14 protein-coding genes are annotated in these 15,895 nt (G+C 70.3%); 7 read left to right on the top strand and 7 right to left on the bottom strand.

The window, feature by feature from the left end:
- Positions 1–28 precede the first annotated feature (28 nt).
- Positions 29–1,177 carry an epoxide hydrolase family protein gene (locus tag ABZ412_RS32840; protein WP_357288177.1) on the bottom strand — a complete coding sequence of 383 codons (1,149 nt, stop codon included), beginning with the start codon at positions 1,175–1,177 and terminating at the stop codon, positions 29–31.
- Between the two features lie 63 nt (positions 1,178–1,240).
- On the opposite strand from ABZ412_RS32840, the gene ABZ412_RS32835 reads away from it, so the two are divergent.
- Positions 1,241–2,194 (top strand): YafY family protein, encoded by a 954-nt coding sequence (locus ABZ412_RS32835; protein WP_357288174.1) that lies wholly within the window; start codon positions 1,241–1,243, stop codon positions 2,192–2,194.
- 23 nt (positions 2,195–2,217) lie between these two features.
- Here ABZ412_RS32835 and ABZ412_RS32830 read toward each other — a convergent pair whose 3' ends face one another.
- The 3 genes from ABZ412_RS32830 to ABZ412_RS32820 form a co-directional block, all read right to left on the bottom strand.
- Entirely contained in the window at positions 2,218–3,048 is an 831-nt protein-coding gene (locus ABZ412_RS32830; protein ID WP_357288171.1) for an alpha/beta hydrolase, read from the bottom strand.
- A gap of 101 nt (positions 3,049–3,149) precedes the next feature.
- Positions 3,150–4,172, bottom strand: a complete 1,023-nt coding sequence (locus ABZ412_RS32825; RefSeq protein WP_357288168.1) for an NAD-dependent epimerase/dehydratase family protein — start codon at positions 4,170–4,172, stop codon at positions 3,150–3,152.
- Between the two features lie 8 nt (positions 4,173–4,180).
- Positions 4,181–5,848 (bottom strand): fatty acid CoA ligase family protein, encoded by a 1,668-nt coding sequence (locus tag ABZ412_RS32820; protein ID WP_357288165.1) that lies wholly within the window; start codon positions 5,846–5,848, stop codon positions 4,181–4,183.
- 442 nt (positions 5,849–6,290) lie between these two features.
- Here ABZ412_RS32820 and ABZ412_RS32815 point away from each other — a divergent pair, with 442 nt between their 5' ends.
- From ABZ412_RS32815 to ABZ412_RS32800, 4 genes are all read left to right on the top strand, one after another.
- Positions 6,291–7,205 carry a 3-oxoacyl-[acyl-carrier-protein] synthase III C-terminal domain-containing protein gene (locus tag ABZ412_RS32815; protein ID WP_357288162.1) on the top strand — a complete coding sequence of 305 codons (915 nt, stop codon included), beginning with the start codon at positions 6,291–6,293 and terminating at the stop codon, positions 7,203–7,205.
- A 4-nt stretch (positions 7,206–7,209) separates the two neighbouring features.
- Positions 7,210–8,115 carry a hypothetical protein gene (locus ABZ412_RS32810; protein ID WP_357288159.1) on the top strand — a complete coding sequence of 302 codons (906 nt, stop codon included), beginning with the start codon at positions 7,210–7,212 and terminating at the stop codon, positions 8,113–8,115.
- A gap of 205 nt (positions 8,116–8,320) precedes the next feature.
- A complete protein-coding gene (locus tag ABZ412_RS32805; protein ID WP_357288156.1) occupies positions 8,321–10,627 on the top strand; it encodes a LuxR C-terminal-related transcriptional regulator in 2,307 nt (768 codons plus the stop codon).
- An 88-nt stretch (positions 10,628–10,715) separates the two neighbouring features.
- Complete coding sequence (locus tag ABZ412_RS32800) at positions 10,716–11,123, top strand: hypothetical protein (RefSeq protein WP_357288153.1); 408 nt, start codon at positions 10,716–10,718, stop codon at positions 11,121–11,123.
- A 7-nt stretch (positions 11,124–11,130) separates the two neighbouring features.
- Here the strand turns inward: ABZ412_RS32800 and ABZ412_RS32795 are convergent, their stop codons facing one another.
- Both ABZ412_RS32795 and ABZ412_RS32790 read right to left on the bottom strand, forming a co-directional pair.
- Positions 11,131–11,940: an SDR family oxidoreductase gene (locus tag ABZ412_RS32795; RefSeq protein WP_357288151.1), complete on the bottom strand. Its 810-nt coding sequence runs from the start codon at positions 11,938–11,940 to the stop codon at positions 11,131–11,133.
- Between the two features lie 46 nt (positions 11,941–11,986).
- Positions 11,987–13,081 (bottom strand): alpha/beta hydrolase, encoded by a 1,095-nt coding sequence (locus ABZ412_RS32790; RefSeq protein WP_357288148.1) that lies wholly within the window; start codon positions 13,079–13,081, stop codon positions 11,987–11,989.
- A gap of 217 nt (positions 13,082–13,298) precedes the next feature.
- On the opposite strand from ABZ412_RS32790, the gene ABZ412_RS32785 reads away from it, so the two are divergent.
- On the top strand, positions 13,299–14,075 hold the full coding sequence (locus ABZ412_RS32785; protein WP_357288259.1) for a metalloregulator ArsR/SmtB family transcription factor: 777 nt from the start codon (positions 13,299–13,301) through the stop codon (positions 14,073–14,075).
- 88 nt (positions 14,076–14,163) lie between these two features.
- On the opposite strand, the gene ABZ412_RS32780 is transcribed toward ABZ412_RS32785, so the two are convergent.
- Positions 14,164–14,925, bottom strand: coding sequence for a 3-hydroxyacyl-CoA dehydrogenase (locus ABZ412_RS32780; RefSeq protein WP_357083524.1), 762 nt, complete (start codon positions 14,923–14,925; stop codon positions 14,164–14,166).
- Between the two features lie 304 nt (positions 14,926–15,229).
- Between ABZ412_RS32780 and ABZ412_RS32775 the strand changes: the two genes are divergently transcribed.
- A complete protein-coding gene (locus ABZ412_RS32775; protein ID WP_357288146.1) occupies positions 15,230–15,889 on the top strand; it encodes a hypothetical protein in 660 nt (219 codons plus the stop codon).
- The last annotated feature ends 6 nt before the right edge of the window (positions 15,890–15,895 follow it).

The raw sequence follows: 15,895 nt of genomic DNA, 5'->3' as shown, positions 1-15,895 counted from the left end.
GGACCGCACCGGATTCCGGTCCCGGCGCTCAGCGCAGGTCGCGGAAGAACTCGCGGATGTCGCCGACGAGGATCTCGGGTTCCTCCAGCGCCGCGAAGTGGCCGCCGCGGTCGACGTCGGTCCAGCGGGTGATGGTGTTCGACGGCTCGCAGTAGCGCCGGATGCAGACATCGTGGGCGAAGGCGATGACGCCGGTCGGGACACCGGAATTGGTTGCGGGAGCGCCCCATTCGCCGGTCTGGGCGTAGCCCACGTAGGCGGCGGAGCCCGCGGTGCCGGTCAGCCAGTACAGCATCACATTGGTGAGCAGGCGATCCCGGTCGATGATCTTGTCGGGCACGACATTGCGGGGATGCGTCCACTCGCGGAACTTGTCCATGATCCAGGCCAGCTGCCCGACCGGGGAGTCCACCAGGCCGTAGGCCAGCGCCTGCGGCCGGGTGGACTGGATCGCGATGTAGCCGAACTCCTCCCGCATGAACGCCTGGATCCGCCGGATCCGGTCGCGTTCGAGGTCGGTGAGTTCGTCGAGGTCGTTCACCGCCGACTGCGGGGGCAGATTGGTGCCGCCGTTGACGTGCACGCCGATCACCTTGTCCGGTGCCGACCGCGCCACTTCGGGGCTGACCGAGCCGCCGATGTCGCCGCCCTGTACGCCGTAGCGCTCATAGCCGAGGCGGCGCATGAGCTCGGCCCACAGCCGGCCGATCCGCGCCCGCGTCCACCCGGTGTCGGCGACCGGCCCGGAGAACCCGAACCCGGGCAGCGACGGAATGACCAGGTGGAACGCGTCGGCCGGGTCGCCGCCGTGCGCCGCCGGATCGGTGAGCGGCCCGATGACGTCGAGGAATTCGACCACCGAGCCGGGCCAGCCGTGGGTCAGCAGCAGCGGCACCGCGCCCGGTTCGGCCGAGCGGATGTGCAGGAAGTGCACCCGCTGCCCCTCGATCTCGGTGAGGAACTGCGGATACCGGTTGAGTTCTGCTTCGGCCGCGCGCCAGTCGTATCCGGTGCGCCAGTGCTCCACCAGTTCCCGCAGCCAGTGCACGGGCACGCCGGTGTCCCAGTCGTCGCCCGGCAGCGGGGCGGGCAGCTGGGCGGATTCGAGCCGCCGCCGCAGATCGTCGAGCTGAGTCCGAGGGATGTCGATGCGGAAGGGAGTGACCTGTTCGCTCATGAGAACAACGCTACGAGCCGGTTAGGACAGGTTCTGCCCTAGCTGTCGGGAAGAATCGGATTCATGTTGGAAACCTCGGCTCGACTGCTGCGACTGCTGTCGTTGTTGCAGACCCCGCGCGAATGGAGCGGCGCGGATCTGGCCGCCCGGCTCGAGGTGGACGTGCGCACCGTGCGCCGCGATATCGAGAAGTTGCGCGCCCTCGGCTATCCCGTGGACGCCACACCCGGTTGCGCCGGATACCGCCTGGGCGCGGGCGCGAATGTGCCGCCGCTGTTGCTCGACGACGAGGAGGCTGTCGCGGTCGCCATGGGCCTGCGCACCGCCGCGGGCGGCACCATCGCGGGCATCGAGGAAAGCTCCCTGCGCGCGCTCACCAAACTCGAACAGGTGCTTCCGTCGCGGCTGCGTCACCGCCTCACCGCCCTCCAGGACGCGACCGTGTCGGTCCCCTCCGGCGGCCCCCGCGTCGACCCCGACACCCTCACCACCATCGCCGCCGCCATCCGCGACCAGCACCGTCTGCGCTTCGACTACCGCACCCACGCCGGCACCGAAACTTCCTACCGCACAACCGAACCCCACCGTCTGGTGCACCACGGTCGCCGCTGGTACCTGACCGGCTGGGATGTCGACCGCGAGGACTGGCGCACCTACCGCGTCGACCGACTCACCCCGCGCATCCCCACCGGCCCGCGTTTCACCCCGCGTGAGGCCCCCGACCCCGCCGACCAGGTTTCGCGTGGCGTCACCTCGGCGCCCTACCGCTACCACGCCCGGATCACCCTGCTGACCTCCGCCGATCGGGCCGCCGACCTCATCTCCCCGACGGTCGGCGTCCTCGAAGCCGTGGACGCGACCACCTGCGTCCTGCACGCGGGCGCGAACTCCCTCGACGCGATAGCCGTCTACGTCGCGGGCTTCGGCTTCGAATTCCGGGTCATCGAACCACCGGAACTGGTCGACCGCATGCGCGAACTGTCCGCGCTCCTTCGCCGCGCGGCCGGAGACGGCTGAACGGATCCCGCGCTCTGGTCGATTCAGCCCGCGAGGGCCGTGGTGGTGGCCGAACGGATTGCGGCGGTGACGGTTTCGGGCTGCTCGAGCATGATCAGGTGGCCGCAGTCGGGGAGGGTGATGGCGTGGGCCGGGCGGAGGGTTTCGTTGAGACGGGCGCCCGCGGCGGCGGAGAGGATGCGGTTCTTCTCGCCCCAGACGGTGGTGATGGGCGGGAAAGTGAGGGAGGGGTGGAAGGTGTCGAGGGTGGCCAGCGTGGGGAGATCGCGCGCGATGGCGGCGGGCGGGTACAGGCGGCGCGGCTCGGACCAGCGGTGACGCAGGGCCGCGAACGACGGGGAGGTCATGGCGCGGCCGCGCGGGCCGAGCTGTTCGCGGACCACGAGGTTGGCGGCGACGCCGGGCAGGCGGATGGCGCTCGCGACGGAGTCGAGCGGGATGCGGGACGCGGCGCGGGCGGTCCAACCGGTCGGTGTCGGCCGCAGGGTGGCCGCGGTGAGCGGGCTGCACAGCACCAGGGCGCGCACGTTCTGCGGGTTGGCGCGGGTGTAGAGCAGCGACAGCGCGCTGCCGAAGCAGTTGCCGACCAGCGTCACAGTGGTGAGATCGTGGGCGCTGATGAACTCCGAGACCAGGCGCACGTAGTTGGCGACGGTATAACCGCTGGTGGGGGAGTCGGAGTCGCCGTAGCCGAACAGGTCCAGCGCGTAGACGCTGTGCGTGGCGGCCAGGGCCCGGGTCTGGTTGGCCCAGATGTGGCGGTCGCCGCCGATATTGTGCAGGAACAGGATCGGATCGCCGGATCCGGCGTGGTCGTAGGCGACGGATACGCCGTGATAGTCGAATGCCGGCATCGGGCGCTCTCCTCATTGAGTGCGGTACTGCGCTGTATCCAAGCCATGGTAGCCGGTACCGCGCGTAACACAAGGTTTCGCGGAGAGCGCCCGAACGCTGGTCAGTGGGTGGATCCGGCGATCACCCCCGTGCGGTGGATCCAGGATTTCAGTTCGGCCATGCCGGTGTCGCGGTCCATAACGGGCCGGTATCCGAAATCGCGGGCGGCGGCCGAGGTGTCGTAGGTGCCGGTGCGGGTGAGCACCGCCACCGAGTAGCGCGACAGCGGCGGGGTCCAGTGCTCGGCCAGATACGGGACCCGCCTGAGGTTCTCGATCACCGACACCACCAGCGCCACCAGACGCGGGTCCAGCGCCCGGCCCGGCGGCGGATACCCGAGGTCGGCGGCGACCTCGGCCAGGAACCCCCACACCTCGGTGCGTTCGGCGTCGGCGATGAAATACGCTCTGCCACCGACGTTCTCGCCGCCCGCGGCCTTGACCATGGCGTCGACGATATTGTCCACGTGGCACAGCGAGGCGTGGACGCCGCGCCCGCCCGACAGATCCGGCAGGGTCCCCGCCGCCGCCCGCTCCAGGAGCCGCACGATGGGTCCGGACCGGTCGCCCGCGCCCCAGATGGCGCGCGGCCGCAGCGCGCAGGTGGTGAAGCCGGGCGCATCGGCCGCCAGCACCAGGCGTTCGGCGGCGGCCTTGGTCTCGCAGTAGTGGTTCAGATAGCGCGACGGATACGGAACCGACTCGTCTATATCGATCTGGTCGCCGCCGTCACGATCCATCAGCGCGCTCGGACTCGACACGAACACGAACCGCCGCGCGCCACCGGCGGCGGCCGCGGCCAGCAAACGCGCGGTGGCCGTGGTGTTCTCGGCCCAGAAGCGGGCGCGGGTGCCGCGTTCGTCGACCCGGGCCGCACTGTGGAACACCATGTCCACGCCCGCGACCGCCCGCTCCAGCGACGCCGGATCGCCGAGATCGCCGACCACCCGCTCCACCTGGTCCAGGACCGGGGTCAGGTCGCGCAGATCGCTGGTGGGCCGCACCAGAATCGACACCTCGTGCTCGCCGTCCCCGACCAGGCGGCGGGTCAGCGCACCGCCGAGGAACCCAGAGGCTCCGGTCACCAAGACCTTCATGACGCCCCCGGTCCGAGCTGCTTGTCCGCCCATACCGCCAGCCGTTCGCGGCCGATCTTGGCGTTGTGGCGGATGTCGACCGGGAACCGGGGATGGAACAGGAACTCCGTCACCGGCTTGGTGATCTCGAATTCGTCGCGCCGCCCGCGCAATTCGCGCTCGACGGCGTCGCGGTCGGCGCCGGGCTCGAGTTCGACGCACAGCACCGGCAGGTGCTCGCCGCGCGTGCCCACGCCGACCAGCGCGGTCCGGGCGACGCCCGCGACGGTGTTGAACACCTGCTCGACCTGGACGGTGAACATCGGACCGCGCGCCGTCTCCAGGCGTTGACTCTTGCGGCCGCAGAACCGGATTCGTCCCGCGTCGTCGAGCCAGGCCAGATCGCCGGTGCGATGCCAGATCACCTCGTCGTCGGCGATCTTGCCGACCCGGTCCGCGGTCGGCGGCCAGAAGTAGTGGGTGCTGACATTCGGCCCGGACACCACCAGCTCCCCGATCCCGAGCGGGCCCGCGAGGCCGCCCCGCCCCTCGACATCCGGCCAGTCCGGCAGCGGATCATCGGTGATCGGGATGATGCGGGCCCGCACGTGCAGCGCCGGCGCGCCCACGCAGACGCCGTGCCCGGTGTGGGCCTGCGCCACGAGTTCGCCCAGCAGTTCCCGGGATTCGATGGTGGCCATGGGCAGCGCCTCGGTCGCGCCGTATCCCGAGTACACCCGGGCGTCGGCGGGCAGCACCTCGCGCAGTCCGGCGATGCAGCTGTCCGGCACCGGCGCGCCGCCGGAGTAGACGCTGCGAATGCTCGGCAGCGCGGCCCCGGTGCGGCGGATGTGGTCCAGCAGCGGGATCAGCACGGCGGGGGAGGCGAACATGGTCCGCACCTGGAACCGTTCGACCGCGTCCACCACGTGCGCGGGATCGGTCGCCCCGACCTTGGACGGGATCAACGGCGGTAGCACGCACCGGGATCCGAGCAACAGTTCCAGGATGCCCGCCACCGGCGCGGTGATCAGCGAGGTCTCCGGCGCGACATGCTCGCGCGCGGCGTCCACCTGATCGATCATGGCCGCGAGATTGCCGTGGGTGAGCACCACCGCCTTCGCGGGCCCGGTGCTGCCGGTGGTGTAGGCGATCAGCAGCGGCTCGTCATCGGGCGCGGGCTCGCGCTCGGGCAGGGCGGAAGCCGGTGTGCGGCCCCAGCTCTCCAGGGTGGGTCCCTGCCACCAGGACCGGCCCACGGTGACCGCCACCCGCACCTTGCGGAAGTAGGCGCGGAACACGATGCGCAGCGCCTGCGCCTCGGTGACCCCCACGAACGCCTCGGCGTCGGCGGCGCGCAGGCAGCGCAGCATCTTGAACAACCCCATGCCGGGGTCGATCACCACCGGCACCGCGCCGATCTTGAACAGTCCGTACAGCACCGCGTACAGCTCCGGCCCCGGTCGCACCAGCACGATGGTGCGCACGCCTGCGCCCACCCCGGCCGTGAGGAACCGCTCGGCAATGGTGTCCGACCAGGCGTCGAGCTCGGCGTAGGTGAGTTGCCGGTAGTCGGGCAGGCCGGCCCGGGTCCGGCCCTCGGCGTGGATCACCGCCGCCCGGGAAGGATGCTCGGAAACGATATCGGTGAATCGATCGAGGGCGCGCCAATAAACAGTGGGCAAGGAATGCGACACACTTCCCCCAGGGAATTGTCGAGGAATGCGAGAAATATGTCGGTGAGGCTACACGGGGCTCACCGTGGCCGCCAGCCGTATTGATTCGAATTCCTTTGATGGACAACAATTTTAGTGTGTCTCGCGGTACCGACACCGGTTACTCCGCACCCCCTATCCCACCCCTACGCGGATTCGAAATACTGTGTACAACAGGCTGATCCGTGATCAACGCCCACCTCCCGTCCACCCCTCCGTACGGTAGCTTTCCACTCGGCATCGGGGCCTACGGAAATCACCCGAGAGAGCAGGGGGCCACATGCGTACACGCTTCGAATCCATTGGCGCGTATACACCCAGCACCATCCGTTCCACCGAAGAAGTCATCAATGCCCTGTCGGTACCGCGGGCCTTGGATCTGGAACGAATTACCGGAATCAAGAATCGCCGCGTGCACAATAGCGACCCCGGCGATTACGAATCCTCCTTCGTGCTCGCGCAGCGGGCCATCGAGGATTGCCTGGAACGCTCCGGCTACACGGCCGAGGATCTGGACGTGATCATCTCGGTCTCGATCACCCGCTTCACCGCGCCCGGGCAATACTGCTTCGCCCCGTCGTTCGCCGCCCAGCTGGGCGCCGCCATCGGCGCGGGCAAGGCCCTGCACTTCGATCTGTCCAACGCCTGCGCCGGGATGATCACCGGCGTGCTGGTGCTGGACCGCATGATCAAGGCCGGCGTGGTGCGCCGCGGCCTGGTGGTCAGCGGCGAGCAGATCACCCCCATCGCCGAGACCGCCACCCGCGAGATCTCCAAGCCCTACGACCCGCAGTTCGCGGCGCTCACCGTCGGCGACGCCGCGGTGGCGGTGGTGGTCGACGACCGCGGTGACGATGACGACGAGATCCACTACATCGAACTCATGACCACCTCGGCCGGCGCGGAACACTGCATCGGCATGCCGAGTGACAAGACCACCGGCATCGCCATGTACACCGACAACCGGGCACTGGCCAGCGAATCACGATTCCTGCAGGGCATTTCCCGCATGGCCGACTTCCTCTTCGAGACCGGCCGAGCGTGGGAGAGCGAGAAATACGACTACTGGATCCACCACCAGTTCAGCGGCCCGGCCATCGAGTACATCAGCTCGCTCACCGAACGCCATTTCGACACCCCCATGCCGCAGGCGCTCAATATCTACGCCGAGTACGGCAATACCGCGTCCACCTCCCACTTCCTGGTGCTGCGCGAACATCTGGCGCAGGGGCGAATTCCGCGCGGCTCCAAGGTGCTGCTGATCCCCGAGGCGTCCGGGGTGGTCTCCGGTCACCTCGCCGCGACGATCTCCCGGCTGGAGGCCTGAATCCATGAACACCGCAATCGTTTCGGCGGCCGTGTGCACCGACGCCGACACCGGAAGCTATTTCGAACTCGCCGCCCGCGCGGGACGGCAGGCGCTGGCCGCCGCCGAGATCTCCGCCGACCGGGTCGGCCTGGTGATCAATGCCGGGGTGTTCCGCGACAGCAATATCGCCGAACCCGCCGTCGCGGCACTGATCCAGAAGCGCCTCGAGGTCGGTCTGGAGTACGAGACCGGCCGTCTGCCCGCCTTCTCCTTCGATCTGCTCAACGGCGCCACCGGGGTGCTGCACGCCCTCATGGCCGCGCACTGCTTCACCGGGCTCGGTGATGTCGAGTACGCGCTCATCGTCGCCGGGGACACCCACCCCACCACCGAACGCGGCCGTGAGGACTTCCCGTACACCGCCAGCGGTGCGGCGATCCTGCTGCGCGCCGACGGTGGCGCGGGCGGTTTCGGCCGCCTCTACACGACGGGGAACAGCGGCCCGCTCACCCCGACCGCGTGGGCCGACCTCGAGGCCGCCGGAACCGCGGGCCGCGGCGCGCTGACCGTGCGCGCCGCCACCTCCGATCCGCTCGACCTCGCCGAAACCATACTGCGGGAATGCCTTTCCGGCGAGGGCCTCGAGCCCGGCGACTTCGCGACCGGCGCGGCGGTGCTGCTCGCCCCGGCCCCGGTCGCCGGATTTCGCGAGCGCGTGGCCTACCGGGTCGGGGTGCCGTCGGCGGCGGTGGCCGGAATCGATCCCTTCGCGGGCGACCCGTACTCGGCGTGCCCGGTGCACGCCTACCTGGGCGCGGCGGGCCAGGGCATGCTCGACGAGGCCCGGTCCGTGGTGTTCCTCGGCGTGGACGGCGACGCGGCCGCCGCCCTGGTCTACCGTCCGCGAGTGCTCGCCCCCACCTCCTAGGGGAAAGTGAAATACACTGTTTGGCAGTAGATTTCGAAACCCGCTGTGCCCCGGCTGATCCTGGGCGTCCACACGCCCTCGCTGCAATGATGCCGCTCGCGCACACCGAAGCTCGCCGTGCCATGTCCGACAGCCGGGCGCCCGCGATTCGGTGAAGGGACCTCAGATGGCACGGTCGGTCGCACGGGACCGAGGGGGATTACCGGTGGGGGCCGGTGGCGGAACGAGCGGCGCGCCCGTCATCCGCACGACCGCGGGCCGGGTCGACCCGGCGGCGACGCGAGCGCGGCCGGATGCGGCCGGCGCGCAGACGGATTCGGGCGAGCTACGGTCCACCACCGCGGTTCCGGCGATTGCCCGAGCCGGGCGGGTGAACGCCTCCGTGCCCCGGTCGAAGGCGGCCGAGACCGAGCGGCTGCGGGTGGCGCGGGTGGCGGCGGTGCTGGGCGATCATGCTTCCCTGGGCCGGGTGGCGGCGCTGCTCGGCCGCGGCGTGGGCGAGATCCGGGCGGTGACGGCGGCATTGGTGCGGGCCGGGCTGATCGTGGGGGAGTGTCGTCCGCATCCGGACATGGCGGCGCTGGTGCTGCGTGAGCTTCCGGAGGAGGAGCGGCGGGCGTTGCACGCGGCGGCGGCGGAACTGCTGTGCCGGGAGGGGTTTCCGGCGGCGGTGGTGGCGGCGCACCTGGTCGCGGCGGGGGACACGCGCGGGTCCTGGGCGGCGCAGGTGCTGCTGGAAGTCGCCGACCATGCCTTCGACGCCGACGAATGGGACAGTGCCGGAACCTATTTGGAGCTCGCCTATCGGGCCAGTCGCCGAGCCGACGAGCGGGCGGGGATCGCGACGAAGCTGGTCGCGGTCGAATGGCGGATCAATCCGTCCGGTCGCACCCGCAACTTCGGGCGGCTCAAGGCGGCGCTGCGCACCGGGCGGGTGCCGTGCCCGGAGCTCCCGATGACCGTGCTGCAGATGCTCTGGCACGGTCACATATTGCACGCCGACCACGCCCTGCTGCGGCTGCGGCGGGAGGTGGACGCCGCGCTCGGCGATCGGCTCGAGTTCCTCGGCGCGTGGCTGCGCTACACCCACCCGGTCCAGGCCCAGCGGCACTCCTGGCTGCTCGCCGCACCGAGCTGCGGAGCGAAGTCGGGCTCCCAGGCGCCCGCCATCGCACACCACAACGCGCACTCGGGTGGACACGCCGATCCCGCGAGCTCGCGGGCCACGAAAGGGTCTCCGGTTCCCCGGATCACGCCCCGCCGCGCGGCGTCCGGTCCGCATGCGCCGCAGCGTGATTCGGCGCACCGGCAGGCCGCCGCCCTGCTCGACGGCCTGTGGAATCAGCGTCCGCCGGAGGAGACCGCCGCGGCGGCGCAACGCATGCTGGCCCAGCACCGCCTCGCGCCGGACACCGTCGAAGTGCTGGTGGCCGCCGTGGACTGCCTGCTGCACACCGACCGCCTCGACGCCGCCGACGCCTGGTGCGCGTCGCTGCTCGCGGAGGCGACCGCGCGGCGCGCCCCGACCTGGCAGGCGCTGTTCGCCACGGCCCGCGCGGAAACGCTGCTGCGCAAAGGCAATCCGGCCGAGGCCGCCGGGCACGCCGCCGCGGCGCTGAACCTGCTGCCCGCCGAACAGCTCGGGGTGTGGCTCGGCCGGGCGGTCGCGGTGCTGGTGCGCGCCCTCACCGCGCAGGGGCGTCACGTGGAGGCCGCCGCCCAACTGGAACGCCCGCTGCCGCGCGCGGTGTTCGAAACCCGTTTCGCGCTGGGCTATCTGCGCGCCCGCGGCGAGCACTGCCTGGCCATCGGGCTGCTCGACGAGGCCGAACGCCACTTCCGCCGCTGCGGCCGGCTCATGACCGAGTGGGGCCTGGACTTCGCGTGGCTCGCACCGTGGCGCAACGACCTGGCCGCAGTGAGCCTGGCGGCGGGGGAGTCGCGGCAGGCCCGCGCTCTCGCCACCCGGCACCTGGACGCGATCGGCGGGGCCGAACGGCATCACAGCGGCGGGGTGTCGCTGCGACTGCTGGCCGCCACCGGCGACCCGCTGCGGCGGGTCACCCTGCTGCGGCGCGCGGCCGCCCTGGCCCGCTCCGGCGGCGACGAACTCGAATTGGCCACCGTGCTGGCCGATCTCGGGGCCGCCTACCGCGCGCTGGGGGAGGCCGATCGAGCGCGCCCGCCGTTGCGCGAGGCGGCGCGGCTCGCCGAAACCTCCGGCGCGGAACCGCTCCTGGCCCGACTGCAGGTCGACTCCGGACCAGGACCGCGAGACACGCTGGGCGGCAGCGGCTTCGAGACCCTGAGCCCGGCCGAGCGGCGCGTCGCCGAACTGGCCGCGAGCGGGAATCGCAATCGCGATATCGCCGAAACCCTCGACATCACCACCAGCACGGTCGAGCAGCACCTCACCCGGGTGTACCGCAAACTGTCCGTCGCCCGCCGCAGCGAACTGCGATTCGCCCTGGCAGCCCGGACCGCGACGATCGGAAGGACCGCCACCGGCTGACCCGGATCAAGGTCGGGCATCGATTCGGGTGAACCCCCGCGGCCCCGCACGGGCACTCCTATCGTGAAGCCATCCGGAAGGGGTCGTCATGGCGGCAACGGACAAGATCCTCATCATCGGCGGACTGTTGACCCTCACCTACGGGACGCTCCTGGGATATCCCCTGGTCGCGCTGCGGCAGCGCGAGGGCAATCCACCGGCACCCCGCTATGTCAATGTCGCCCACGTCGGGGCCATTCTGCAGGGTGCGCTGGTGCTCGGCCTGGTCTGGGCGGCCCGGCTGTCGGATCTGCCCGACGGCTGGAACATCACGGCCGCTTCGCTGGTGGTGGCCTCGGGCGCGTTCATCGCCGCCAAGGACACCATCAACTGGCTGACCGGGGTCGAGGACGAATTCGCGGAGAAGGCCAAGACCATGCCACTCGGTCTGGCGGGCGCGCTGACCTTGACGGTCGGCCTGATCATCTTCATCGTGGGCGACCTGGTCGCGCTCTGAAGCGCGGTCAGTGCAGCGAATCGGCCTTGCTGATCCAGCCGACGATCGGGCGCGTCACGAACGGCGGGGACAATCGCTGCGCCAGACCGGTGAGTTTGGTCTGTAGTCCGACCAGTACGTGCGGGCCGCGCAGTGGTCCGCGGCCGGACGCGGTCCGCCACACCGCTTCCGCCACATCCTGCGGGGTCAACCGCACGCCGAGGGTGGTCGCGGATTTCGAGCCGCGGCTCACCTCGGTCATCATGTCGGTCGCCACGAACAGCGGCAGCAGATCGCTGACCGTGATCCCGTACTGCCGCCACTCCAGGTCGAGGGCCTCGGTGAGACTGCGGACCGCGGCCTTGGTCGCTCCGTACACGGCCAGCCCGGGTTGTCCGTAGAGCGCCGACGCCGACGCCAGGTTGATCACCCGGCTGCCCGGCGTCCGGCGCAGATAGGGGAGCGCGGTGTGGCACCCGTTGAGGACGCCCTTCACATTGACGTCCACCACACGGTGCTGGCGGTCCACGTCGATATCGCCGAACGCCCCCGACACCAGGATGCCCGCGTTGTTGACCAGTAGATCGAGACGACCGGTCGCCCCGGCGAATTCCTTGAGCGCCCGATCCCAGCCCGCCGCATCGGTGACGTCGAACGCGCCGGTGATCGTGTGCCCGCCGATCTCCGCGGCGGTACGGGCCACGGTGTCGGCGTCGATGTCATAGAGACCGACCGTCCAGCCCTCCCGCGCGAAGCGGGCGGCGATGGCGCGGCCGATCCCGGCGGCCGCGCCGGTGACCAGGACCGCGGGGCGGGAAGCGCTGTCAGGCTGGGACATCGGAGCCTCTCGGATCGCGGGTTCGGGCCGCCGCTGATACTCGCGGTCAGGCCGCGCTGCGGCCGACGCGACCCGGATCGATCATCGCACGATGGAACTCGGCCGCGTCGCGGGCGGCGTCGCGGCCGTCGGCGAGCAGATCCGCGCCCAGGTGGATGAGGGTGTGCGGCGCGCTGGGCCGGATCTGCAGGCGCAGCGACACCCCGGCCGCCTCGGCCCGGCGCGCCACCGCGAGCGCGTCGGTCAGCAGCATCTCCCGGGACCCGACCTGCAGGAAAATCGGTGGCAGACCGGTGAAGTCGTGATTCACCACCGACCACGCCGGATCCAGCTCCCCGTCCACCGCGATACCGCGGCGCACCACCATGTCCGGTCCGAGCGCGGGTAGCACCGCGTCGTCGCGGCTGTTGGGGTGCGCGAGACGGGCGGTCGAGTCGAAATCGGCCCACGGCGAGGTGACCGACAGCGCCACCGGCAATGGCAGCTCCCGCTCACGCAGCGTGAGCGCCAGCCGCAATGCCAGTCCGCCGCCCGCGGAATCGCCGGCCACGATGATCTTCTCCGGCGGGAAGCCCTCGTCGAGCAGATGCCGGTACCCGGTGAGCGCGTCGGCGAGGCTCTCGTTGGGGTGCGCGTCGGGCAGCTGGCGGTAGTCGACGGTCAGCACCGGCAACTCGCTCAGCGCGGCCAGGCGCGCGGTGTGGCGGCGATAGCTGTGCAGGCCGCCCGCGATGAACGCGCCGCCGTGCAGGTAGAGGATGGCGGCGTCGCGGTCCACGCGCGGATCGGGAACCGGTGCGCTCCACAGCCATTCGGCCTCGAAGTGCTCGAAGCGCAGGGTTTCGCGGCGGGTGCCGCGCGGGGTGCCCATGACCCGGGCGGGCTGCTCGGACAGCCGGGTCACCCGGAAGATCAGGTTGGCCGGACGCGGTCCCAGGTCGGCGACCCAGGCTCCGGCGCGCAGGAACTGCTGGAGCGTGGTGCGCAGGACGGGGTGCACGAGCCGGGTCCCGATGCGGGCCGGGGGGATCGTCTCCACGATCACCGAGGACGCGGGGCGCACTGACGATGCCGGGCGCACCGGGGATGCGGGATCCTGGCCCGCGGGCACGGGGTGTGAGGGCTGCGGCGTGGTCGCCACGGGCACTCCTGTCCGCGCCACGGCAGGAGGCGCTGAAGAGACAACGATGTCGGTTCGGCTGAAGGCCGTTGACCATCTTGACCGCTCGGACGCGGATTGTCATGCCCGAGAACGAAATTCCCACGAAATCGGGGGTGCGCTCCGGCGCGTGCGGCACCCCCGTTGACTTATGCAGGTAAATGCCTGCATAATTTGAGCCGTGCAACCCGAACCCGACATGGACACGGTCTTCAAGGCCCTGGCCGACGCCACTCGGCGGCAGCTGCTCGACCGGCTGCGTGAACACAACGGTCAGACGTTGCGGGAACTGTGCGAACGGGTCGCGATGGCCCGGCAATCGGTGACCCAGCACCTCGACATTCTCGAGCGGGCGGGGCTGGTCACCGTGCTACGCCGCGGCCGCGAACGGGTGCACTACATCAATCCGACCCCGATTCACGACATCGAACAGCGTTGGATCTCCGTGTTCGACCGACCCCGGCTGGACGTCCTGCGCGCCATCAAAGACCAGGCAGAGGAGTACGCCATGACCACCACCGTGCCGAACTACGTCTACGTCACCTATATCCGGGCCAGCGCCGAGCAGGTGTGGAAGGCCCTGACCGACGCCGACCTGACCGCCCAGTACTGGGGACACGCGAATGTGTCCGACTGGCAGGAGGGTTCGCGCTGGGAGCACCGCCGCGTCGACGGCTCGGACAAGCTCGACGTCGTCGGCAAGGTACTCGAGGCCGACCAGCCCAACCGCCTGGTTGTCACCTTCGAGGACTCCCCGCAGGAGGAGCGCTCGCCGTCGGTGGTGACCTTCTCGATCGAGCCGCACCAGGACATCGTGCGGCTCACCGTCACCCACGAGAACCTTCCGAACCAGGAAATGCTGCAAGGCATTTCGAGCGGTTGGCCCGCGGTCCTGGCCAACCTCAAATCGCTGCTGGAGACCGGTGCGGTGCTCCCGCAGGCGCCCTGGGAGATGGAGCCGGCGGCCTGCTCCTGATCCGGAACGCGAACGGCACCGGGCGAGCATGTGCTCGCGCCGGTGCCGTTGGCGTGTTCGCGGCGCGCCGGGCGCCGCTGCCCGCTGATTAGCGCGGGGCCATGCGGATCGCGCCGTCGAGGCGGATGACCTCGCCGTTGAGCATCGGGTTCTCCACGATGTGGCGGACCAGGGCGGCGTACTCGGCCGGGTCGCCCAGGCGCGAGGGGTGCGGCACCTGCGCGCCGAGCGCGTCGATGGCCTGCTGCGGCAGGGTCGCGAACAGCGGGGTGTGGAACAGGCCCGGCGCGATGGTCATGACGCGGATCTTGTACGAGGCCAGGTCGCGGGCGACCGGCAGGGTCAGGCCGACGATGCCGCCCTTGGAGGCGGAGTAGGCGGCCTGGCCGATCTGGCCGTCGTACGCCGCGACCGAGGCGGTGTTGACGATGACGCCGCGCTCGCCGTCGGCCTCCTCGACCGCGGACATGCGCTCGGCGGCCAGGCGGATCACGTTGAACGTGCCGATCAGGTTAACGTTGATGATCTTGGAGAAGGCCTCCAGCGGGAACGCGCCCTGCTTGCCGACCGTCTTGACGGCATTGCCGATTCCCGCGCAGTTCACCGCGATTCGCAGGGTGCCGAGCGCCTGAGCGGCATCCAGCGCGGCGCTCACGTCCGCCTCGCTGGTGACGTCGCCGGGGGAGAACACCGCGCGCTCACCGAGTTCCTCGGCGAAAGCCTTGCCGTCGGACGAGGGAAGGTCGAGGATAACGACCTTCGCGCCGGCCGAGTGCAGTTCCCGCACGGTGGCCATGCCCAGTCCCGACGCGCCGCCGGTCACAACCGCGACGATATCTGCTGTCTTCACAAAACCTCCAAAATTCTTGGTCTTGTTAATGTAGATTCCGCTCGGATCGCAGGGAAGACCGCCCCGTCGGCGTGGCGTTCACGAGACCGTACGAACCCTGCTACTCGCGCGCACGCGCGGATTGAACGGTGTGTCGTCCGGCGCGTCGAGTCGTTGGAATCCTGTTCATGCGAGAGAATTTCCGATCGGGACCGTTCGGACGCGGAGCCGGTGGCGACGTGGTACCGGCGGACGCACCCGGCACCACCGATCACCGACGACAACAACACCGTCAGCCACGACCGACCGCCGAGAGGGTCAGACGATGCCGAGCGACGTGCCCGCAGCGGGAATGTTGAAGTCGTACAAAAAACAGTCGCGCTGGTACCCGGCCCTCGACCCGGCCACCCCCGAACCGCCCGCTCGCGACGCGGCCCCCGAGACGCCCGCCTTCGACGAGAGCGCCGGCCCGGCCCGCTTCCCGCACTACATTCACGACACCGAGCCCGAGGTCGAACTGCCGCCGGTCCCCGAATCGGTGCTGCGGCACAATCGCTTCGACGGCACCTGGTCGGACTGGATGACCGGGACCGGCGAGACCGACCCCTACACGCCGCCGCGCTACCGCGGGAACACCGTGATCGAATTCCCCACGGACAGTGGCGAACCCGCCATCCCGGCGATCGACACCATCGCGCAGTGGCGCGAGACCTTCGAGGTCCCCGAACCCGCACTCGCCCAACGCCTCCCGGATCGGCGGCTGCTCACGCTCGCCTTCCTGATCGTTGCCATTGTTTTGCTGGCCATCGTCGGTGGGGTTGCCCTGTATGTGCTGAATTCCCATGGCGGCTCGGCGCAATCCCTCGGCGAACCCGGCGCCGGCGCCGGTTCTCACCCGATCGCGGTCGCGGCGGCGTACAACGAGATGACGGCCCCCGCGATCATCGGCGACCATGGACCCACCGCGGGCGTTCCGGCCGGATAAGAAGAG

The sequence above is a fragment of the Nocardia sp. NPDC005746 genome, from assembly GCF_040630785.1.
Taxonomy (GTDB): Bacteria; Actinomycetota; Actinomycetes; order Mycobacteriales; family Mycobacteriaceae; genus Nocardia.
This window is presented reverse-complemented; position numbering and strand designations above follow the sequence as displayed.

Coding starts and splice junctions, on each gene's coding strand:
- ABZ412_RS32830 (WP_357288171.1), bottom strand. CDS start 3,048: ATGCCGGCATTCGACTATCACGGCGTATCCGTCGCCTACGACCACGCC.
- ABZ412_RS32785 (WP_357288259.1), top strand. CDS start 13,299: ATGGACACGGTCTTCAAGGCCCTGGCCGACGCCACTCGGCGGCAGCTG.
- ABZ412_RS32775 (WP_357288146.1), top strand. CDS start 15,230: ATGCCGAGCGACGTGCCCGCAGCGGGAATGTTGAAGTCGTACAAAAAA.
- ABZ412_RS32795 (WP_357288151.1), bottom strand. CDS start 11,940: ATGTCCCAGCCTGACAGCGCTTCCCGCCCCGCGGTCCTGGTCACCGGC.
- ABZ412_RS32810 (WP_357288159.1), top strand. CDS start 7,210: ATGAACACCGCAATCGTTTCGGCGGCCGTGTGCACCGACGCCGACACC.
- ABZ412_RS32800 (WP_357288153.1), top strand. CDS start 10,716: ATGGCGGCAACGGACAAGATCCTCATCATCGGCGGACTGTTGACCCTC.
- ABZ412_RS32840 (WP_357288177.1), bottom strand. CDS start 1,177: ATGAGCGAACAGGTCACTCCCTTCCGCATCGACATCCCTCGGACTCAG.
- ABZ412_RS32835 (WP_357288174.1), top strand. CDS start 1,241: ATGTTGGAAACCTCGGCTCGACTGCTGCGACTGCTGTCGTTGTTGCAG.